Genomic DNA, 19,498 nt, shown 5'->3' on the forward strand with positions numbered 1-19,498 from the left:
TCAGTGCGCCGGCTGCGGTGCCGGCGGCTGCTGCGGCGCGTTGCCGAAATCCACCGCCGGCGCATTGGAGATCTGCGCTTCGTTTTCCACGCTGAAGTTGGGCTTGGGCTGGTAGCCGAAGATCTTGGCGGTGACCAGCTGCGGGAACGAACGGATGTAGGTGTTGTAGTCCTGCACCTGCTGGATGTAGCGGCCGCGGGCCACGGTGATGCGGTTCTCGGTGCCTTCCAGCTGCGCCTGCAGATCGCGGAAGTTGGCATCGGACTTCAGTACCGGGTAGTTCTCGGTGACCACCAGCAGGCGCGACAGCGCACTGCCGAGTTCACCCTGGGCCTGCTGGAACTGCTTGAGCGAGGCCTCATCATCGGCGTTGACGTTGATCTGGCCCACGCGCGAACGCGCGTTGGTGACCTCGGTCAGCACGCGCTCTTCCTGGCTGGCGAAACCCTTGACGGTCTGCACCAGGTTGGGCACCAGGTCGGCACGGCGCTTGTACTGGTTGAGCACTTCGGACCAGCTGGCCTTGACCGCCTCATCCTTCTGCTGGATGGCGTTGTAGCCGCAGCCGGAGAGCAGGGAGGCCATCAGCAGCAGGGGCAGGACGCGGGTGAGCAGGCGCATGGCGGGAGTTCCGGGTGGACTGGCTGCCGAGCATGCCATGGTTCGCGTTAACGCCAGCGTGCAGGTCGGGGTTGGTCGGCCAACGGGCTGGGCCCCCTCCGCGGTGGGTGTGTTTGCTGGATATCGGGGTTGGCCGGGAGGGTGGGTTGGCTGGGGGACGCCGTGAATCCGTCCATGGAGGCTCGTGAGCGCCATCCATGGCGCTCACGCCCCCAGCCAACCCACCCTCCCGACCATGGACGGTTTCCTGGCACCGCGGGAAAGATCAAAAAAAGCAAAAGCAAAAGCCCATGCTTCAGACATTCGTGCCACCCAGAATCAGAACCGGGGTCAGAGCCCGTTGCGAAGCAACGGGATCCGACCCCTTGTTCCGGCAGATCGCGGGAAACTGTCGAAGGCGGGGTGGGTCCGGTTGAGGGGGTGTGATCCGCATGGATGCGGCGACCAAGCCCCCATGGACGGGTTTACGGCGTCCCCCTCAACCGGACCCACCCCGCCATCCCACGGAAAGCACGCCTTTGACGTTGACGTTGACGTTGCCCTGGCTTGTAGCGGGTGCAGGGCTGCAAGCCCTGCCGGAACCCCACACCGCTCAGCAGGCCTCAGCCACCGGCGCGCGCGACCGCCCCAGCCACGCCAGCAACAACCCCGCCACCGCCAGCAGACCACCGGCCACCGGAATCGCCGCATAGCCCAGGCCCGCGCTGATCACCGCACCACCCAGCGCCGCACCCACCGCGTTGCCCAGGTTGAACGCACCCACGTTGATCGACGACGCCAGGCCCGGCGCTTCGCTGGCCACCTGCATCACCCGGATCTGCAGCGGCGGCACGAGGGCAAAGGTCGCCGCACCGAACAGCAGTACACCGAGCGCCGCAGTGGCGTGGTTCATGAGGGCCAGCGGCAGCACGAACATCAGCACCGCCAGGACAGCCAGCAGGATGCGCGTGGCGCCATCCAGCGACCAGTCGGCCATGCGCCCACCGATGCCATTGCCGAGGGTGAAACCAATGCCGATCAACGCCAGCGACATCGCAATGAACGCGTTGGAGGCACCGGTCAGCTCGGTCAGCACCGGCGCCACGTAGGTGTAGAGGGTAAACATCGCACCGGCACCCAGCACGGTGGTCGCCATTGCCAGCAGCACCTGCGGCTGCAGGATCGCGCGTATCTCGCGGCGCACGTCCGGCCGCGCATCCGGCGCCGAGGCCGGCAGCGCCAGGCCCAGCGCGGTGATCGCCACTACGCCCAGCACCGCGGTGCCGGCGAAGGACAGGCGCCAACCCAGCTGCTGGCCGACCCAGGTGGCCAGCGGCACGCCACCGATGTTGGCGATGGTCAGGCCCATGAACATGGTGGCCACGGCGGCGGCCTGCTTTTCCTTCGGTACCAGGCTGGCGGCAACCACCGCGCCGATGCCGAAGAAGGCACCGTGGTTGAGGCTGGTGACCAGGCGCGACAGCAGCAGCAGGCCATAGTTCGGCGCCAGCGCGGACAGCAGGTTGCCCACCACGAAGATCGACATCAGCAGCATCAGCGCGGTGCGCTTGCCGAAGCGGCCCATCAGCAGGGTCATCACCGGTGCGCCCAGCATCACGCCCACCGCATAGGCGGTGATCAGCATGCCGGCGGTGGGGATGCCCACGCCCACGCCGTCGGCGATGACCGGCAACAGGCCCATCGGGGCGAACTCGGTGGTGCCGATGGCGAAGGCGCCGACGGCAAGCGCCAGCAATGCGGCTCGGGAATTCATGGGCGAATCCTGGGGGCGGGAAACGGGAAGGTGCGTAGCCTGCGCGCTTTGCCGCCCGGGATTAAGCCTCGCCCCGGGAAAACACTGTTGATCTCAATTCACAGTTGGCGGGAACCGCCCCGCCGGGCATGGCCCGGCGCTACCAGACCACGCCACGAACGGTAGCGCCGGGCCATGCCCGGCGGGCGCAGCAGCCCCACAACGCAGAACCCCCGGCCGTGCCGGGGGTTCTGGGTGGATCGCTTACCAGTTACCGGCGCCCGGCACCTGGTGCTCGCGGGCGCGGCGGCGCATCAGCAGGTTCAGCCACTCCACCAGCACCGAGAAGCCCATCGCGGCGTAGATGTAGGGCTTGGGCACGTGCACGTCCAGACCGTCCAGGATCAGCACCGCGCCGATCAGCAGGATGAAGGCCAGGGCCAGCATCTTCACCGTCGGGTTGGCATCGATGAAACGGCCCAGCGGGTTGGCCGCCAGCAGCATCACCAGCACCGACAGCAGGATGGCCGCGACCATCACCGGAATGTGGTCGGCGATGCCGACGGCGGTGATCACCGAGTCCAGCGAGAACACGATGTCGATCACCGCGATCTGCGCGATGACGTAGCCGAACACGGCCGATGCCTTGGTCGTGCTGGGGTCTTCATCCTCGCCACCGGTAATCAGTTCCTTGATCTCCATGAAGCCCTTGATGAGCAGGAACAGGCCGCCCACGATCAGCACCAGGTCGCGGATGGAGATGCCCATGCCGGCCACGGTGAACAGGTTCGCGGCCATGTGCGCCAGGTACGCCAGCGACACCAGCAGGCCGATGCGGGTGATGCAGGCCACGGCGATGCCGAGCTTGCGCGCGAACGGGCGGCGCTCTTCCGGCAGCTTGCTGACGGCGATGGAGATGAACACCAGGTTGTCGATGCCGAGCACGATTTCCAGCGCGCTCAGCGTGAACAGGGTCAACCAGGCATTGGGGTCGGCGAGGAACTCAAAGGACATGGAAAGTCTTCAACAAGGGGGGAGGAAGTCGGGTCAACCGGCGCTGGCCGGGAACAGCCGCGGCACCAGCACCAGGGCCCAGCACAGCAGCACGTTCATCATCAGCACGAACACTGCCGCCGAGCCCATGTCCTTGGCGCGGCCGGCCAGTTCGTGGATCTCGGCGCCGTAGCGTTCGATCACCGCCTCGATGGCCGAGTTCGCCAGTTCCATCGCCAGCACCAGCAGCATCGAGCCGATCATCAGCGCGCGCTCGACCGGGGTCTGGCCCAGCCACAGCGCCAGCGGGGTCAGCAGCACCAGCAGGTAAACCTCCAGCCGGAACGAGGACTCGTGCAGCCAGGCGGCGCGCAGGCCCTGCCAGGACCAGCGAGCGGCCTGGAAGATGCGGCGCGGGCCGCGGGGCATGTGGCCGAACTGATCAGCCACGGGGGAACGGTCCAGCAAGAGGGGCGCGGCACAGCGACCGCTCGGATGCACGGCAGGCAATCATGGAGGCACGGGGATGGGCAGACGGGCCCCATTTTGCCACAAGGGCGGCAGTGGCACCCCGGCAGGCCCCGGCCAATGGCCTGCCGGGGGCAAGCAGGGCCGGCGGCGCGCTTCTATGATGGATGTCCCCTGCCCTTGCTGGAGTGCCTGATGTCCGTTGCCCGTACCTGCCTGCTGACGCTTGGATTGCTGACCCTGGCCCCGCTGGCGCAGGCGTTGAGCCCGCCGGCCCCGCCGCGCGTGCCCGAGCAGGTGTCCAACGTGGCCTGGGAAGGCGACATCGCCAGCTTCCTCAAGGCCGACCAGGCCAACCCGCCGCCGCGCGGTGGCATCGAGTTCATCGGCAGTTCCTCGATCCGCTTCTGGGAAAGCCTGGCCCAGGACTTCCCGGGCCAGCCGGTATTCAACCGCGGCTTCGGCGGCTCGGAAGTGCGGGACAGCACCTGGTACGCCAGCCACATCGTGGTGCCGTATGCCCCGTGCAAGGTGTTCTTCTATGCCGGCGACAACGATCTGAACAGTGGCCGCAGCGCGACCCAGGTACGCGACGACGTGGTGGCCTTCGTCCAGCGCGTGCACCGCGATCTGCCGAAGACCAAGGTGGAATACCTGTCGATCAAGCCCAGCCCCTCGCGTGCGCACCTGCTGCCGGCGATCAACCAGGCCAACGCGATGATCAAGGACGCGCTGGCCAGGCTGCCCAACGCCGGCTACACCGACATCTACACCCCGATGCTGGGTGCCGATGGCCAGCCGGATGCGAAGCTGTTCCGCGAAGACATGCTGCACATGACCCCGGCCGGTTACGCGATCTGGACCAAGGCCGTGGCGCCGAAGGTGAAGTGCGATTGAGCAGGGCGTGCGCCGGGCCATGCCTGGCGTGACCCGGGATTCATCCACGCATGGCGTGGATCTACTGGTAGCGTCGAGCCGTGCTCGACTACGTGGCGATCCAGGATGGGGTCAGAGCCCGTTGCGTGGCAACGGGATCCGACCCCGGTAGCGCCGGGCCATGCCCGGCGTCGGGATCAGCGGAAAATGACGGTCGCTTCGGTGCCCTTGCCCAGCTCGCTGGCCAGGCTGACCTTCCAGCCGAAGCGGTCGCACAGGCGGCGCACGATCGACAGGCCCAGGCCGGTGCCCTGCGGGCGATCCGGCTCGGCGCGGTAGAACGGCTCGAACGCACGCGCCAGCGCCTCGGCCGACATGCCGATGCCGGTATCACGCACCACCACCCGGTCCGCGTCCACCTGCACGTCGATGCGCCCCTCATCGGTGTAGTTGCAGGCATTGCGCACCAGGTTGCTGACCACCACCTGCAGCACCCGCGGCGGCGCATGCAGCTGCACCGGGCCTGCGCTGTGCAGATGCACCGCCACCGGCCGGTTGCCCAGCAGCTCGTTGGCGTTGTCCACCTCGTAGCGGGCAATGTCGTTCACATCGAACAGTTCGACCTGCGGCTCGATGTCGGCTTCGCGGGCCAGGATCAGGAACGCGTCGATCACCGCCTCCATGTCCCGCCCGGCGCGCTGGATGCGCTGCAGGCTGCGGCGCAGGCGCGGTTCCAGGCTGTCATCGGCCAGGGCCATGTCGCTGGCCACGCGGATCACCGTCAGCGGCGTGCGCAGTTCATGGCTGGCATCGCGGGTGAAGTTGCGCTCGCGGGCCACATGGTCGGTCACCCGGTTGGCCAGCGAATGCAGGGCCGCCGCCAGCTGGCGGGTTTCGCCCTGCATGTCCGCCGGCAGCTTGTCCGGCTCCAGGTCGGCCGCTTCCGGGTGGCCCGGGTCCCAGCGCGACACACGGCGCGCCAGCCAGTTCACCGGCGACACCAGCCGTTTGGATGCCCGGTAGGTCACCCAGCTGGCGCCGTAGACGGCCAGCAGGGTCAGCAATACCGGCACGATGCCGAACCAGAACGCCAGCATTTCCGCACGCGAACGCAGGAACACCAGGTACAGGCGCCCCTGCGGGCGGGCATCGACCAGCACCAGCTGGTCATCGCCGGGAAGTTCGTGGAAGCCGGGCTCAAGCCGGCGCAGGTTGGCCGGCAACGACAGGCTGGACTGCCCGCGTTCCAGCAGGTAGCCACGGATGTTCTGGGTATTGGGCGGCGGCTGCACGGGCGAGGCCTCGTACAGGGTCCAGTAGTAGCTCGCCTCTTCGCGCAGGGCGGCCCCCACCAGGCTGTGCTTGATCACCAGCGACACCAGCCAGGCGCCGAGCAGGATGCCCAGGCTGGCCAACACTGCCTGCAGGATGAAGACGATACGGATCTTGCGCGGCAGGCCGTGCGGCATTGCGGTGTCCCGGTTGTAGCGCTGCGATTATAGGCAGCGCACCGTGCCACCGTCGTGCACGGACGGTGAGCACCGGCACGGCCGGCGACCCGTCCCCTGCCCCACGCCCCGGCCGAAGCCGGGGCGGGTCTGTTCCTGCACCGGCACGGCTCAGGCCATGGGCTGGGCGATGTCGGCGATGCGGTAACCGGCGCTCTGCACGGTGTGCAGCAGCGGGCGGTCAAACGGCTTGTCGATGATCTTGCGCAGGTTGTACAGGTGGCTGCGCAGGGTGTCCGAATCCGGCAGCCCATTGCCCCAGATCTCGCGTTCGATCTCCTGGCGGGTGACCACACGCGGCGATTCACGCATCAGGATGGTCAGCAGGCGCAGACCAATGGGCGAAAGCTGCAGTTCGGTACCGGCACGGGTGGCGCGCATGCTGACCGGATCGAGCACCAGGTCGGCAACCTTGAGCACTTCCGAACCGACCTGGCGGCGTTCGCGGCGGATCAGGGCCCGCAGGCGGGCTTCCAGTTCCTGGATGGCGAACGGCTTGGTCAGGTAGTCATCGGCACCGAAACCCAGGCCGGTGAGCTTGTCATCCAGCGTGTCGCGCGCGGTCAGCATCAGCACCGGGGTCGACTTGCGCGCATCATTGCGCAGCCGGCGGCACACTTCGATGCCATCCAGGCGGGGCAGCATCAGGTCCAGCACGACCACGTCGTAGCTGTTCTCGGCCGCCAGACGGTAGCCGTCCAGGCCATCCTGCGCATAGTCCACCTCGAAGCCACGGCCTTCCAGGTATTCGCCGATCATCTCGGAGATGTTGCGGTTGTCCTCGACCACCAGCACCAAGCCGGAAGTCTCCTTCGTCTGACGCATGTGAGTCCCTCTTTCTTCAGCTTTGTGAAACATGCCCGATCGACGGTGGACGCGATGTGAAGTTCCGTCAAGAGGCTGAAAAAAGTTTCACAACAGGGGCTTGAGCAGCGGCCAGACGTTGTCCAGGACCTTCGGCTGGGCCTGCGCAGTGGGGTGCAGGCCATCTGCCTGCATCAGCCCCGGCTGCAGGGCCACGCCTTCCAGCAGGAACGGCAGCAGCGGCACCTTGTACTTGTCGGCCAGCGCGCGATAGGCCGCAGCCAGGCGCTGGCGGTAGGCGGGGCCATAGTTGGGCGGCACGTCGATGCCCAGCAGCAGCACCTTGGCGCCGGCCGCGCGGCTGGCCAGCAGCATTTTCTCCAGGTTGCCCTGTACCTGCGCCGGGGTCAGCCCGCGCAGGGCATCGTTGCCGCCCAGCGCGATGACCACCACGGTGGGCTTCTCCTTGGCCAGCAGGCCCGGCAGGCGGGTCAGCGCACCGGCGGTGGTTTCCCCGCTCATGCTGGCGTTGACGATGCGCGGCGGGGTTTTCGACTGCTGCCTGACCCGCTTGTCCAGCAGGCTGACCCAGCCCGCATCGGCCGGGATATTGTGGGCAGCACTGAGGCTGTCGCCGAGCACCAGCACGGTGCCGGCCGGACCTTTGGCACAGGCCAGCCCGGACCACAGCAGCAACCCTAGCAGCAGCACCATCATCGTGCCGGCTTGCCGGCTCCATCCTGTCATCCGCATTGGAGTCTCCTCATCGACAGCCTGTCCCCCCGCAGCGCGCCCGTCGCCATCGCCGTCGACCAGGTCGGCAAATCCGTGCATGGCCCGGAGGGTGAAGTCCACATACTGGACAACATCACCCTGACCGTCCATGAAGGCACCAGCGTGGCGATTGTCGGGGCCTCCGGTTCCGGCAAGACCACCCTGCTCGGCCTGCTGGCCGGGCTGGACCTGCCCAGCCGCGGCGGCATCACCCTGGCCGGGCAATCGCTGGGCGCACTGGACGAGGAAGCGCGCGCGCAGCTGCGCGCACGCGAGGTCGGCTTCGTGTTCCAGAGCTTCCACCTGTTGCCGGCACTGACCGCGGCCGAGAACGTGGCCCTGCCGCTGGAACTGGCTGGCCGCGAGGACCGCGCCCGGGTGGATGAGGTGCTGGCCCAGGTCGGCCTGGCGCACCGCGCCCGCCACTACCCGCGCCAGCTGTCCGGTGGCGAGCAGCAGCGCGTGGCCCTGGCCCGCGCCTTCGTCACCCGGCCACGCATCCTGTTCGCCGATGAACCCACCGGTTCGCTGGACCAGGCCACCGGCCAGCACATCAGCGACCTGCTGTTCGAACTCAATGCCGGCAGCGGCACCACCCTGGTGCTGGTCACCCACGACCTGCGCCTGGCCCAGCGCTGCCAGTACATCCACCGCATCGACAACGGCCGCCTGCAGGCGGTCGAGTACGGGGCGCAGGCATGAACCTGCTGCGGCACGCCTGGCGCGCGCTGCGCCGCGAGGCCCTGGCCGGTGACCTGCTGACCGTGTTCGCCGCACTGGTGCTGGGGGTGGCGGTGATGACCGCCGTCGGCACCCTGGTGAACCGGGTCAACCTTGCGCTGACCGGCAGCGCGGCGGAGATGCTGGGCGGCGACCTGGGCGTGGCCGGGCGCAGCGATCCGCCTGCGGCCTTCGCCGAAGAAGCGCAGCGGCGCGGCCTGGCGCACACGCGCATCGCCGGCTTTGGCAGCGTGCTGTTCAATGGCGATGCCAGCCAGATGGCCAGCATCAAGGCCGTACAGGCCGGCTACCCGCTGCGCGGCACCCTGCGGGTGCGGGCCACGCCCGGCGGCGCGCTGATCGCCGACGCCGGCATGCCGGCGCAGGGCCAGACCTATGCCGACCCGCGCCTGCTGCAGGCGCTGGGCCTGAAGGTGGGCGATGGCCTCGAATTCGGTGCCGGCACCCTGCGCGTGGCCGGCATCATCGAGGCCGAACCCGACACCGGTGGCGACCTGCTCACCCTGTCCCCCACCCTGCTGGTCAACCGCGCCGACGTGGACGGCACCGGCCTGCTCGGGCCGGGAAGCCGTATCAACTACCGGCTGATGGTGGCCGGCACGCCGGACCAGGTGGCCGCCTACCGGCAGTGGCTGCTGCCGCAGGTGAAGGGCATGCGCCTGCTGAGCGTGGACGACACCCAGCGTGGCGTGCGCCAGGCCTTCGATCTGGCCGGCCGCTTCCTTGGCCTGAGCGCGCTGCTGGCGGTGCTGCTGGCCGGCGTGGCCACCGCACTGGCGGCCAACCGCTTCGCCCTGCGCCGCATCGACCAGGTGGCGATCCTGCGCTGCCTGGGCGCGCGCCAGCGCGACATCCTGGCCGGCCTGGCGCTGCAGCTGCTGATGCTGGCAGTGCCGGCCTGCGTGCTCGGCATCGGCCTGGGCATGGCCGCGCAGGAAGGCCTTGTACAGGTGCTGGGCAACCTGGTGCCGCAGCGCCTGCCGCTGCCGGAAGCCACCCCGGCCCTGACCGGCGCCGGCATCGGCCTGCTGCTGCTGTTCGGCTTCGGCCTGCCGCCGCTGCTGCGCCTGCGCGGGGTGCCGCCCATGCGCGTGCTCAACCGCTCCTTCGCTGCCCTGCCGCCGGCCTCGCTGCTGGCCTACGTGGCCGCGCTGGGGGCCAGCCTGCTGCTGGCGGTGCAGGTCACCGGTGATCTGAAGCTGGCGCTGTGGGTGCTGGGCGGCCTGGCGGCGCTGGCGGTGGCCGCCGGCGTGGTCGGCTTCGTGCTGCTGCAGGTGCTGCGTGGCCTGCAGCACCGCCTGCATGGCAACTGGCGGCTGGGCCTGGCCGCGCTGACCCGGCGGCGGATGCTGGCGGTGATGCAGCTGGTGGGCCTGTCGCTGTCGCTGTGTGCCCTGCTGCTGCTGGCCGTGACCGGCCCCGGCCTGCTGCGGCAATGGCGCGAGCGCCTGCCGGAAAACACCCCGAACTACTTCCTGATCAACATCCAGCCCGAACAGCGCGACCACGTGCTGGCCGCGCTGCAGGGCCTGGGCGCGGCCGATGCCAGCGTCGAGCCGATGGCCACCGGCCGCCTGATCGCGATCAACGGCAAGCCGCCGCTGCGGGTGGACCATGCACCCGGGCAGGAAGGCCAGCCGGCCCAGGGGCAGGGCCAGCGCGATGACGATGACGAGAACCGGCCGTTGAACTTCAGCTGGCGCAGTACCTTCCCGCCGGCCAACACCCTGGTCAACGGTACGTTCTGGAAGGCCGACAGCACCGCGCCGGAGGCATCGGTGGAAATCGGCTGGGCCAAGCGCTACGGCGTGTACCCGGGCGACCGCATCACCATCGCCGTGGGCGAACAGGAACGCGAGTTCACCGTCACCAGCGTGCGCAAGGCGGACTGGAACACCTTCCGCCCGAACTTCTTCGTGCTGCTCAACCCCAACGCGGTGGGCGATACGCCGCACAACCTGCTGTCGGCGTTCCATCTTCCGGCGGGCAAGGCGGCGGGCCTGGGTGCGCTGGTACGCGAACAGCCGAACCTGTCGCTGCTGGATGTCGATGCGGTCATTTCGCAGGTACGCGAGGTGATGAACCGGGTCGCGCAGGCGGTGCAGCTGGTGATGGTGTTCAGCCTGCTGGCCGGCGTGCTGGTGCTGCTGGCTGCGCTGCAGGCCACCGCTGGCGAACGCCGTTACGACAGCGCGGTGCTGCGCACGCTGGGCGCCACCCGGCGCCAGCTGCGCGGGGCGGTGCTGGTGGAATTCGGCGCGCTGGGCGCACTGGCCGCGCTGCTGGCGGTGGGCGCGGCGGCGGGCATTGGCGTGGCGGTGTCGCAGAAGGTGTTCGAACTGCCGCTGCTGCCGCCCTGGCCGGGCCTGCTGCTGGGCGGTGTGGTGGGCATCGGCCTGAGCCTGCTGGCCGGCTGGTGGGGCACGCGGGCGATCCTGCACACGCCGCCGGCGTTGGCCCTGCGCGAGGCCTGACGCGGCCGTGACACGCTGCGGGTGGGGCAGGCGGTATGCTGCGCGCCCCACCCCATGAGATCGCCCGGATGCCCGGCACGTCGTTCGCTGCTTACCTGTACCCGGTGTTGCTGCTGCTTGGCAGTAACATCTTCATGACCTTCGCCTGGTACGGCCACCTGAAGTACAAGAGTGCGCCGCTGATGATGGTCATCATGGTCAGCTGGGGCATCGCTTTCTTCGAGTACTGCCTGCAGGTACCGGGCAACCGGCTGGGCAGCGCGGTGTATTCGGCGCCGCAGCTGAAAGGCATGCAGGAAGTGATCACCCTGCTGGTGTTCGCGGTGTTTTCCGCGTTCTACCTGGGCCAGCCGCTGAAGTGGAACCACTATGCGGCGTTCGGGTTGATCGTGGTGGCCGCGTTTTTGATGTTCAAGGACTAACCGCATCCACGCACGGCGTGGATGCGGTTGCGGCCCGGCGTTACCGGGCCTTTTCCACGTACTTGGCGAACACTTCGTCGATCTGCGTGTCCTTCACCTTCTTGCCCGACTGGATGTCATCGGCCTGGGTGAACAGCGGAATGATCATCGCCATGCCGTCCAGCTTGGTCTTCAGGTGCACGCCCGGGGCCTGGGTCAGGAAGCCGTCCCAGCGCTGGCGCACCTTGGCCCAGTAGCCGGCCGTGGCCTTCCAGTAGTCGCGGGCCGGGGTGAAGTCGACCTCGGTGGTCTTGATGTAGTCGTTGAAGCCGAACTCGCGGGCGATCTCCACCTGGCTGCCGTCGGCGTTGCGCTGCACCTTGGTGTTGAACTGCTCGTGGGTCCAGCCGTTCGGGGTGAGCGTGTGGCGGTTGATCACGGCCAGCGCGTTGTAGTCGCTGCGCTTGGTGTACTCGCGGCGCGGCAGCGGGCGCCAGCTCAGGTCGCTGGTCCAGGTCGGCACGTTGTTGGCGTAGCTCCAGGTGCCGGTGCCGCAGTAGCGCGGTGCGTCGCTCACTTCGTACACGCACTGGGTCCAGGCGCCCTTGTTGGTGGCCGCGTCGATCGTGCGTACCTGCCAGGTCTGGTCGGCGCTGAACTCGAAGCGGTTGGGCGCTTCATACACCCAGTCCTGGCGCCAGTGCTTGGTCACATGGCCGCTCTTGCCGTCCACCAGCAGATGCTGCAGGACGATGCGCTTCGGGCTGTCCTCCACCACGATCACCACTTCGTTGCCGCCGCTGCGCATGGCCGGCGCACGCTCGTAACCCGGCTTCAGCAGCACGGTCTCGTCGAAGGCGAAATCCACGGTGTACTCACCCTGCATGGCAAGGATGCTGTCGTGGTCACGGGCGATATCGGAGGGCTGCGCGCTGGCTGCACCGCTGGCGGCGAGCAGCACCATCACGCTGGCTGTCTGCAACTTCATCTGGGGTTCCTTCGGGGGTTTCAGGGTCGGTGGAAGGCCGTCCGTGGCCGGGGTCGCTCCATGAGGATCAGGTCAGAGCCGGACCAGGGGCAGTTCGCCCGGTGCCCGCGGTGCCGGCCGGCGGGCGGCATCGGCACAGCAGCAGTCATCGATGGACAGTTCGCCTTCGGCGCCTTCCAGGCGGGCGATGCGGCGCGCGGTGGCCGCCCCCAGCGACGACAGCGTGGACAGGCTGGCGGCCAGGGTGCGGCCTTCGTCGGCGGCATGCAGGCGCAGCGCGCACAGGCGCCAACGCTGCCCGCCCAGGTGGCCGGCCAGGCGCCGCCACAGGCGTTCGCCCACGCTGCCATCGGCATCGTGTTCGGGGCCGGGCGGCAGTGCGGCCACCAACCGGTCCCAGGCCAGGAAATCGCTGTCCGGCAGCAGGTACAGGCGCCACACGCAGCGGCCGCGGGCATCGACGAAGCACAGGCTTTCGCGCAGCCCTTCGCTGTCAACGCCCTGGCAGGCGTGCACCGAGACCGCCTGGCGCCAGCCGCCCAGCTCGCTGCTGTCGGCGTGGTACAGGCAGAGCACGGTGCCCAGCCCTGCCAGCTGCGCCGGCGTGGGCCAGGCCTGCAGCGCGGGGTGCGGCAGGAAGGACGACAGACGACGGGCGGACAGGGCTCGGCTCATGGGATCACCAGGACACGGCAAGGCTGGCCGACAGGGTGCGGCCGGGGCTGGTATAGCGGTCCAGCACGGTACTGGTGGCCGACAGGGTCGCGCCCACGTTGGACCAGTCGATGTAACGCTTGTCGGCAAGGTTGAACACGCCGACGTTGAAGGTGGCCCCCGGCGCGAAGTTCCAGTGCGCCATCAGGTCGGCCACGCCGTAGCCGGCGGGGCGATAGACGGTGGCCGAGGCGAGGCGGTCCTTGCGCTTGACGAAGGTGCCGGCCAGCTCCACGCCCCAGCTGTCGGTGTCGTACATCAGGCCGACGGTGCCGCGCAGCGGGTCGACCGAATCCAGCGGGGTGTCTTCGGTCTTGTTGTCACCGCGCGACCAGGCCACCGCACTGCGCAGCGCCCAGCCCTGCAGCGCCGGGCTGATCTGGCCGAAGTCCACGCCGGCCTTCAGTTCGGCACCGTAGATGCGTGCATCGGCGATGTTGCGCGACTGGAACACCATCAGGCCCTGGGCGTTGGTGCCGACCAGCGACTGCGATTCGATGAAGTCCTTGTAGTCGTTGTAGTAGCCACTGATGCTGACGTAGGCCGCCGGCGACAGGAAGCGCAGGCCCAGTTCGGCGCCATCGCTGGTTTCCGGCTTCAGGTCCGGATTGGGGATGGCGGTGTAGCCAAAGGCGAAATTGGTGAAGCCCAGGTTGACGTCGTTGTACGGCGGCGAACGGAAGCCGCGCGAGTAGCCTGCAAACAGCGACCACGCATCGCTGAAGCGGTACACCAGGCCGAACTTGGGCGACACGCTGGTCTTGCTCAGCTTGGACACGGCCACGCCGGGGTTGTCCTCGGCGAAGATGCTGTCCACCTCCGGCTTCAGTTCGTAGCGGTCCACGCGCACGCCCGGCACCAGCGACAGCTTGCCGTCGGCCAGGCGCATTTCGTCCTGCGCATACAGGCCCAGCTCGGTGGTCTTGCTGATCGGGAAGTCACGCACCGGGAAGGCGTCGGGCAGAATGGTGGTGCTGGTCTGGCCATTGGCCAGCACCTGGTAGCCGTCGCGCTTCTGGCGGATCTCGGTGCGCGCGCCATCGAAGCCGTAGGTCAGCGCGTGTTCGACGCTGCCGGTGCTGAAGGCCTTGTTGAACTGCGCCTGCAGGCCCCACACGCGCTGGTCGAAGTTGAATTCGCGGTGGCGACGGCTGCGGTTGGCGCGGTCTTCGTCGGTGATCTGGGTGGTTTCGCTGTGCTGGGTGTACAGCTGCCAGTGCAGGCTGTCGGCGAAACCCTTGTCCAGCGCATCCATTTCATGGGCGAAGGACACGCGGGTGCGGTTCTGCGTGTCGCGTGCCTTCATGCCGGTGGTGGTGGTGCGGTCCACCGACGAGAACACGTCGGTGTCGGTGTTGTCTTCGTTGCCTTCCACGGTCAGACGGAAGCGCTGGTCTTCGCTGGGCGCGTACACCAGCTTGGCCAGGCCGCTGCGGCCGTCGCGGTCCTGCGGGTTGGCCGCGGTACGGGTGTTGTCGCGGCTGCGGATATCACCCTGGTTGTCGGTTTCCTGGCCCTGGCGGTGGTTGATGTTGACCATGCCGCTCCAGTGCTCGCCACCGAAGGCGCTGGTGACGCCGCCCAGCAGGCCCTGCCACTCACCGTCGTAGCCGAACTTCAGGCCGACGTAGCTGTCCTTGCCGTCCTTGAGGTAGTCGGCCGGGTCCTTGGTGACGAAGGCGACCACGCCGCCCAGGGCGTCCGAGCCGTACAGCGAACTGGCCGGACCGCGCACGATCTCCACGCGCTTGAGCGTGTCCAGATCGGTGAAGTTGCGGTTGGCGTTGGAGAACGAGCCGATGTTGAAGCTGGTCGGCATGGCGATGCCATCGGTCTGGATGCGCACGCGGTTGCCGTCCAGGCCACGGATGCGGATGCTGCCCAGGCCGAAGCGGGCGGCACTGCGGCCTGCCGACAGGCCCGGTTCGTAGCGGATCAGGTCCTTGATGTCCTGCACCAGCTGCCGGTCCATCTGCTCGCGGTCGATCACATCGACGGTGGCAGCCACATCGCTCACCGCGCGTTCGGTGCGGGTGGCGGTGACCTGCACGCGATCGAATTCGCGCGCATCGGGCGCGGCGTCGGCGGCAGCGTGGGCGGACAGCGGCAGGGCCATCCAGAGGGCAAGGGACAGGGTGGTCGGACGGGTCATCGGTGTCGGTCGGTCAGGCAGAGGGAACCCCCGGCCACCGTCACGCCAGGCGTGCACGGACAGCCGAGGGGGAGAGAGCAGGAGCGGACGGGTCGCCCACCCTGCCGGCGCCGCCGGCAGGAGGGAGGCGGGCGACCAGACCGCGTTACTTGGTCAGGATCAGCTTGTCGTTGCTGGTGTGGCGCAGCCGGTAGAAGCGGTCGCCGTGCTGGATCAGGATTTCGCGGCGGCCCTTCAGCAGGGCTTCGCTGTCGATGACTTCTTCCGGCGGAACGACACGCACCGGGCGGTCGCGCAGGGTCAGCGTTTCGGGGCGCAGCAGTACAGGTTGAGCATTCATGAGCATCTGGACTCGTGCGAGGGACGAGTTAGATGATAATGATTCTCAGTTGACAATCAACAACCATTCTCAATTCCATTGATGGGATTTATGATCGAATTCGCAAATTCGATAGATTCCATCAATAGCGAGAGGCAGGATCGAGCTTGGCTCGACCCTGCAGAGCGCGGTCAGACGAAGGCGGCTTCCACCTGCGCCCAGCCGGCCTCGTCCACCTGCTCGAGCACGTCCAGCGCCTGCAGGTTCTGCAGCAGCTGGCTGACCCGGCTGGCGCCAAGGATCACGCTGGACACATTGGGGTTGCGCAGGCACCAGGCGATGGCCAAGCTGGCCGGGGCATGGCCCAGCTGGCGGGCGACCTCGCTGAAACGGCGCACCTGGGCCAGGCGGCCGGCGGCGTTGTCGCCCAGCACCAGATCCTGCAGCCAGCCCATGCCTTCGCGGCCCAGCCGCGCATCGGCGGGAATGCCCTGGTCGTACTTGCCACTGAGCAGGCCCGAGGCCAGCGGCGAGAAGATGGTGGTGCCCAGCCCGGCCGTGGCGTACAGCGGGGCGTATTCCACCTCCACCCGCTCACGGTGCAGCAGGTTGTACTGCGGCTGTTCCATCGACGGCGCCTGCCAGTTGTGGCGGGCGGCGATGTCCACCGCCTCCTGGATCTGCGTGGCCGACCATTCGGACGTGCCCCAGTACAGCACCTTGCCCTGCCTTACCAGGGTGTCCATGGCGTGCACGGTTTCGGCGATGGGCGCGTCCGGATCCGGGCGGTGGCAGTAATAAAGGTCCAGGTAGTCCACCCGCAGGCGCTTGAGCGCGGCATGGCAGGCGTCGGTCACATGCTTGCGCGACAGGCCGCGCTGGGTCGGCCGCGGGTCCTTGGCGCTGCCGAAGAACACCTTGCTGGACACGCAGAAACCATCGCGCGGCAGGCGCAGGTCGGCCAGCACATCGCCCATCACCTGCTCGGCGCGGCCCTGGGCATAGCCTTCGGCGTTGTCGAAGAAGTTGATGCCATGGTCCCAGGCGGCCGCCACCAGGTTGCGGGCCTCGTCGCGCGGCACCTGGTCGCCGAAGGTCACCCAGGCGCCGAAGGACAGGGCGGAAACCGGCAGGCCGGTGGAGCCGAGGCGACGGTAGAGCATGCGATTCTCCTGTTGCAGGCCCGCATCCGGGCCGGGATCGAGCCCCATTCTACCCGGCCCCGCCAACGGCAACCCCTTGCCGTTGCTGGCTTGTTCGGTGCCGATGGGCCCGCGCACGCCGCTTTTCCTTGCTCCGGCCCCGGCCCTGCACTAGGCTTCCCGTTTTTCGCGCGCCCCCGGGGGGAGCTCTCATGGTCGAAGGTTTGGGCAGGATCGGCTTCGGCCTTTTCGGGTTGGCGGTGCTGATCGGCATCACCTGGCTGTTTTCCAACAACAAGCGCGCGGTGGACTGGAAGCTGGTCATCACCGGCATCACCCTGCAGATCGCCTTTGCGGCGCTGGTGATCCTGGTGCCGGGCGGGCGTGACGTCTTCGACGCGCTGGGCAAGGGCTTCGTCAAGATTCTCAGCTTCGTCAACGAGGGCTCGGGCTTCATCTTCGGCTCGTTGATGGACACCAAGAACTACGGCTTCATCTTCGCCTTCCAGGTGCTGCCGACCATCATCTTCTTCTCGGCGCTGATGGGGGTGATGTACCACCTCAACGTCATGCAGGGCATCGTCCGCGTGATGGCCTGGTCGATCACCAAGGTGATGCGGGTGTCCGGTGCGGAAACCACCAGCGTCTGCGCCAGCGTGTTCATCGGCCAGACCGAGGCGCCGCTGACCGTGCGCCCGTACATCGCCAAGATGACCCAGTCCGAGCTGCTGACCATGATGATCGGCGGCATGGCCCACATCGCCGGCGGCGTGCTGGCGGCCTACGTGGGCATGCTGGGCGGCGGTGACCCGGTGCAGCAGGCCTTCTATGCCAAGCACCTGCTGGCGGCCAGCATCATGGCGGCCCCGGCCACCCTGGTCGTGGCCAAGCTGCTGATTCCGGAAACCGGCACCCCGCTCACCCGCGGCACGGTGAAGATGGAAGTCGAAAAGACCTCCAGCAACATCATCGACGCGGCGGCAGCCGGCGCCGGCGACGGCCTGAAGCTGGCCCTGAACATCGGCGCCATGCTGCTGGCCTTCATCGCCCTGATCGCCCTGCTGAACGCCCCGCTGACCTGGATCGGTGATGTGACCGGCCTGGCCGCCGCCATCGGCAAGCCGACCAACCTGTCCACCATCTTCGGTTACGTGCTGGCGCCGATCGCCTGGGTCATCGGTACCCCGTGGGCCGATGCCACCACCGTCGGTTCGCTGATCGGCCAGAAGGTCGTGATCAACGAATTCGTGGCCTACACCGAGCTGTCGCAGATCGTGAACGGCCAGATCGCCGGCGTGACGCTGTCCGACGAAGGCCGCCTGATCGCGACCTACGCCCTGTGCGGCTTCGCCAACTTCAGCTCGATCGCCATCCAGATCGGCGGCATCGGCGGCCTGGCCCCGGAACGCCGCCACGACCTGGCCAAGTTCGGCCTGCGCGCGGTGCTGGGCGGTACCATTGCCACCTTCATGACGGCCACCATCGCCGGCGTGCTGACGCACTTCAGTTGAACCCTTGTTTGAGAAGAAATCCCCTATGAGCAGCAGTGTCGTTGTCGTCGGTTCCTTCAATGTCGATCACGTGTGGCGGTGCGAAGCGCTGCCGGCGCCGGGTGCGACCATTGCCGGCCGCTACAGCACCGGCCCGGGTGGCAAGGGCTTCAACCAGGCCGTGGCCGCCTGCCGTGCAGGTGCGGACACCCACTTCGTCTGCGCGCTGGGTGATGACGCCGGCGGCACCACCGCCCGCGACCTGGCCGCACAGGACGGTTTCGCCCTGATCGCCGAGGCCAGCAGCGAGCCGACCGGCACCGCCGGCATCTACGTCGATGCCCGTGGCCGCAACACCATCGTGATCGGCCCCGGCGCCAACGCCGCCCTCAGCACCGACTTCCTGCAGCAGCAGCAGGCCCTGCTGAACGGCGCCAAGGTGGTGCTGGTGCAGCTGGAATCGCCGGTGCCGACCATCGAAGCGGCGCTGGCCACCGCCCGCGAGGCCGGTGTGACCACCGTGCTCAACACCGCACCGGCCGACGCGCCCTCGACCATCGGCCTGCTGAAGCTGGCCGATGTGATCACCCCGAACGAGACCGAGTTCGCTGCCCTGCTCGGCCGCCATGTCGGCGAGCGCGTGGATGCCAACGACGTGGCCGCACTGGATGGCGCCAGCCTGCATGCGCTGTGCCGCAAGCTGGTCGGCAACGGCACGGTGGTGGTGACCCTGGGTTCGGTGGGCGTGTTCGTGTCGCATGCCGACGAGAACCTGCGCGGCGATACCCAGCCGTACTACCGCGTGGGCGCCGAACAGGTGCAGGCCATCGACACCACCGGTGCCGGTGATGCCTTCAACGGCGCGCTGGCCGCCTCGCTGGCGCAGGTGGCCGATGCCCCCTTCGCCCGCCACGTGCGCTTCGCCAACCAGTTCGCCGGCCGTTCCACCGAAAAGGAAGGCGCCGCTGCGGCGATGCCGCGCTTCACCCCGGCCGACGCCGAAATGAAGTAAATCCACGCCAAGCGTGCAATGAGAACCCCGGCCGTGAGAACGACCGGGTTTTTTTATGTCCAGCCGCCCACCACGAACCGGCCAGTAGATCCACGCCATGCGTGGATGGAGCCCGGCGCAGTAGATCCACGCCATGCGTGGATGGGCCTTCCCCCACCACCCAGCCGCCCACCATGACCAGGCCGTGGGGGCGGCGGAAGCGACCATCAAGCATCTGCTGATGCCGGTGTGGCATGAGGTCGGTCCGGATGGGCCTGAACAGGGTCACCCTTGGCGGCGCGACGGCCGT

The 19,498-nt window shown here is 68.1% G+C and carries 18 protein-coding genes; 6 read left to right on the plus strand and 12 right to left on the minus strand.

Annotated elements, in window-relative coordinates:
- From ACM2ZB_RS11440 to ACM2ZB_RS11455, 4 genes are all read right to left on the minus strand, one after another.
- Positions 1-621: a LemA family protein gene (locus ACM2ZB_RS11440; RefSeq protein WP_416055502.1), complete on the minus strand. Its 621-nt coding sequence runs from the start codon at positions 619-621 to the stop codon at positions 1-3.
- Positions 622-1,213: 592 nt separating this feature from the next.
- Entirely contained in the window at positions 1,214-2,374 is a 1,161-nt protein-coding gene (locus ACM2ZB_RS11445; RefSeq protein ID WP_416055503.1) for an MFS transporter, read from the minus strand.
- A gap of 243 nt (positions 2,375-2,617) precedes the next feature.
- Complete coding sequence (locus ACM2ZB_RS11450) at positions 2,618-3,367, minus strand: TerC family protein (RefSeq protein ID WP_416055504.1); 750 nt, start codon at positions 3,365-3,367, stop codon at positions 2,618-2,620.
- 33 nt (positions 3,368-3,400) lie between these two features.
- Positions 3,401-3,796: a diacylglycerol kinase gene (locus tag ACM2ZB_RS11455; RefSeq protein ID WP_313439987.1), complete on the minus strand. Its 396-nt coding sequence runs from the start codon at positions 3,794-3,796 to the stop codon at positions 3,401-3,403.
- Positions 3,797-4,009: 213 nt separating this feature from the next.
- Between ACM2ZB_RS11455 and ACM2ZB_RS11460 the strand changes: the two genes are divergently transcribed.
- Positions 4,010-4,711, plus strand: a complete 702-nt coding sequence (locus ACM2ZB_RS11460; RefSeq protein ID WP_416055505.1) for an SGNH/GDSL hydrolase family protein — start codon at positions 4,010-4,012, stop codon at positions 4,709-4,711.
- A gap of 176 nt (positions 4,712-4,887) precedes the next feature.
- On the opposite strand, the gene ACM2ZB_RS11465 is transcribed toward ACM2ZB_RS11460, so the two are convergent.
- The 3 genes from ACM2ZB_RS11465 to ACM2ZB_RS11475 form a co-directional block, all read right to left on the minus strand.
- Positions 4,888-6,159 (minus strand): sensor histidine kinase, encoded by a 1,272-nt coding sequence (locus ACM2ZB_RS11465; protein WP_416055506.1) that lies wholly within the window; start codon positions 6,157-6,159, stop codon positions 4,888-4,890.
- 150 nt (positions 6,160-6,309) lie between these two features.
- The gene (locus ACM2ZB_RS11470; RefSeq protein WP_002811889.1) at positions 6,310-7,023 is read right to left on the minus strand and encodes a response regulator transcription factor; all 714 of its coding nucleotides are present in this window, start codon (positions 7,021-7,023) and stop codon (positions 6,310-6,312) included.
- A gap of 87 nt (positions 7,024-7,110) precedes the next feature.
- Complete coding sequence (locus ACM2ZB_RS11475; protein WP_416055507.1) at positions 7,111-7,755, minus strand: arylesterase; 645 nt, start codon at positions 7,753-7,755, stop codon at positions 7,111-7,113.
- A gap of 75 nt (positions 7,756-7,830) precedes the next feature.
- On the opposite strand from ACM2ZB_RS11475, the gene ACM2ZB_RS11480 reads away from it, so the two are divergent.
- The 3 genes from ACM2ZB_RS11480 to ACM2ZB_RS11490 all read left to right on the plus strand — a co-directional run bounded on the left by ACM2ZB_RS11480 (position 7,831) and on the right by ACM2ZB_RS11490 (position 11,413).
- Positions 7,831-8,478 (plus strand): ABC transporter ATP-binding protein, encoded by a 648-nt coding sequence (locus tag ACM2ZB_RS11480; protein WP_313439999.1) that lies wholly within the window; start codon positions 7,831-7,833, stop codon positions 8,476-8,478.
- Positions 8,475-10,991, plus strand: a complete 2,517-nt coding sequence (locus ACM2ZB_RS11485) for an ABC transporter permease (RefSeq protein ID WP_416055508.1) — start codon at positions 8,475-8,477, stop codon at positions 10,989-10,991. The genes ACM2ZB_RS11480 and ACM2ZB_RS11485 overlap by 4 nt, the downstream gene beginning before the upstream one ends.
- Before the next feature lie 68 nt (positions 10,992-11,059).
- Complete coding sequence (locus ACM2ZB_RS11490) at positions 11,060-11,413, plus strand: DMT family protein (RefSeq protein WP_416055509.1); 354 nt, start codon at positions 11,060-11,062, stop codon at positions 11,411-11,413.
- A gap of 40 nt (positions 11,414-11,453) precedes the next feature.
- On the opposite strand, the gene ACM2ZB_RS11495 is transcribed toward ACM2ZB_RS11490, so the two are convergent.
- The 5 genes from ACM2ZB_RS11495 to ACM2ZB_RS11515 form a co-directional block, all read right to left on the minus strand.
- Positions 11,454-12,380: a DUF6607 family protein gene (locus tag ACM2ZB_RS11495; RefSeq protein WP_416055510.1), complete on the minus strand. Its 927-nt coding sequence runs from the start codon at positions 12,378-12,380 to the stop codon at positions 11,454-11,456.
- Between the two features lie 72 nt (positions 12,381-12,452).
- Positions 12,453-13,055 carry a Hemin transport protein gene (locus tag ACM2ZB_RS11500; protein WP_150453389.1) on the minus strand — a complete coding sequence of 201 codons (603 nt, stop codon included), beginning with the start codon at positions 13,053-13,055 and terminating at the stop codon, positions 12,453-12,455.
- Positions 13,056-13,059: 4 nt separating this feature from the next.
- Positions 13,060-15,246 carry a TonB-dependent hemoglobin/transferrin/lactoferrin family receptor gene (locus ACM2ZB_RS11505; protein ID WP_416055511.1) on the minus strand — a complete coding sequence of 729 codons (2,187 nt, stop codon included), beginning with the start codon at positions 15,244-15,246 and terminating at the stop codon, positions 13,060-13,062.
- A gap of 145 nt (positions 15,247-15,391) precedes the next feature.
- A complete protein-coding gene (gene hemP / locus ACM2ZB_RS11510) occupies positions 15,392-15,586 on the minus strand; it encodes a hemin uptake protein HemP (RefSeq protein ID WP_005412278.1) in 195 nt (64 codons plus the stop codon).
- A gap of 170 nt (positions 15,587-15,756) precedes the next feature.
- On the minus strand, positions 15,757-16,728 hold the full coding sequence (locus tag ACM2ZB_RS11515; RefSeq protein WP_416055512.1) for an aldo/keto reductase: 972 nt from the start codon (positions 16,726-16,728) through the stop codon (positions 15,757-15,759).
- 191 nt (positions 16,729-16,919) lie between these two features.
- Here ACM2ZB_RS11515 and ACM2ZB_RS11520 point away from each other — a divergent pair, with 191 nt between their 5' ends.
- Complete coding sequence (locus ACM2ZB_RS11520; protein ID WP_416055513.1) at positions 16,920-18,218, plus strand: NupC/NupG family nucleoside CNT transporter; 1,299 nt, start codon at positions 16,920-16,922, stop codon at positions 18,216-18,218.
- A 25-nt stretch (positions 18,219-18,243) separates the two neighbouring features.
- On the plus strand, positions 18,244-19,209 hold the full coding sequence (locus ACM2ZB_RS11525; RefSeq protein ID WP_313440016.1) for a ribokinase: 966 nt from the start codon (positions 18,244-18,246) through the stop codon (positions 19,207-19,209).
- Positions 19,210-19,498: the final 289 nt, after the last annotated feature.

The sequence above is a fragment of the Stenotrophomonas maltophilia genome (assembly GCF_047782825.1).
In the GTDB taxonomy this organism is placed as follows: Bacteria; Pseudomonadota; Gammaproteobacteria; order Xanthomonadales; family Xanthomonadaceae; genus Stenotrophomonas.

Bases quoted from the DNA above. Each gene is read 5' to 3' on its own strand.
- ACM2ZB_RS11450 (WP_416055504.1), bottom strand. From the start codon at position 3,367: ATGTCCTTTGAGTTCCTCGCCGACCCCAATGCCTGGTTGACCCTGTTC.
- ACM2ZB_RS11460 (WP_416055505.1), top strand. From the start codon at position 4,010: ATGTCCGTTGCCCGTACCTGCCTGCTGACGCTTGGATTGCTGACCCTG.
- ACM2ZB_RS11490 (WP_416055509.1), top strand. From the start codon at position 11,060: ATGCCCGGCACGTCGTTCGCTGCTTACCTGTACCCGGTGTTGCTGCTG.
- ACM2ZB_RS11470 (WP_002811889.1), bottom strand. From the start codon at position 7,023: ATGCGTCAGACGAAGGAGACTTCCGGCTTGGTGCTGGTGGTCGAGGAC.
- ACM2ZB_RS11515 (WP_416055512.1), bottom strand. From the start codon at position 16,728: ATGCTCTACCGTCGCCTCGGCTCCACCGGCCTGCCGGTTTCCGCCCTG.
- ACM2ZB_RS11440 (WP_416055502.1), bottom strand. From the start codon at position 621: ATGCGCCTGCTCACCCGCGTCCTGCCCCTGCTGCTGATGGCCTCCCTG.
- ACM2ZB_RS11505 (WP_416055511.1), bottom strand. From the start codon at position 15,246: ATGACCCGTCCGACCACCCTGTCCCTTGCCCTCTGGATGGCCCTGCCG.
- hemP (WP_005412278.1), bottom strand. From the start codon at position 15,586: ATGAATGCTCAACCTGTACTGCTGCGCCCCGAAACGCTGACCCTGCGC.
- ACM2ZB_RS11500 (WP_150453389.1), bottom strand. From the start codon at position 13,055: ATGAGCCGAGCCCTGTCCGCCCGTCGTCTGTCGTCCTTCCTGCCGCAC.
- ACM2ZB_RS11525 (WP_313440016.1), top strand. From the start codon at position 18,244: ATGAGCAGCAGTGTCGTTGTCGTCGGTTCCTTCAATGTCGATCACGTG.
- ACM2ZB_RS11465 (WP_416055506.1), bottom strand. From the start codon at position 6,159: ATGCCGCACGGCCTGCCGCGCAAGATCCGTATCGTCTTCATCCTGCAG.
- ACM2ZB_RS11475 (WP_416055507.1), bottom strand. From the start codon at position 7,755: ATGCGGATGACAGGATGGAGCCGGCAAGCCGGCACGATGATGGTGCTG.
- ACM2ZB_RS11520 (WP_416055513.1), top strand. From the start codon at position 16,920: ATGGTCGAAGGTTTGGGCAGGATCGGCTTCGGCCTTTTCGGGTTGGCG.
- ACM2ZB_RS11485 (WP_416055508.1), top strand. From the start codon at position 8,475: ATGAACCTGCTGCGGCACGCCTGGCGCGCGCTGCGCCGCGAGGCCCTG.
- ACM2ZB_RS11495 (WP_416055510.1), bottom strand. From the start codon at position 12,380: ATGAAGTTGCAGACAGCCAGCGTGATGGTGCTGCTCGCCGCCAGCGGT.
- ACM2ZB_RS11445 (WP_416055503.1), bottom strand. From the start codon at position 2,374: ATGAATTCCCGAGCCGCATTGCTGGCGCTTGCCGTCGGCGCCTTCGCC.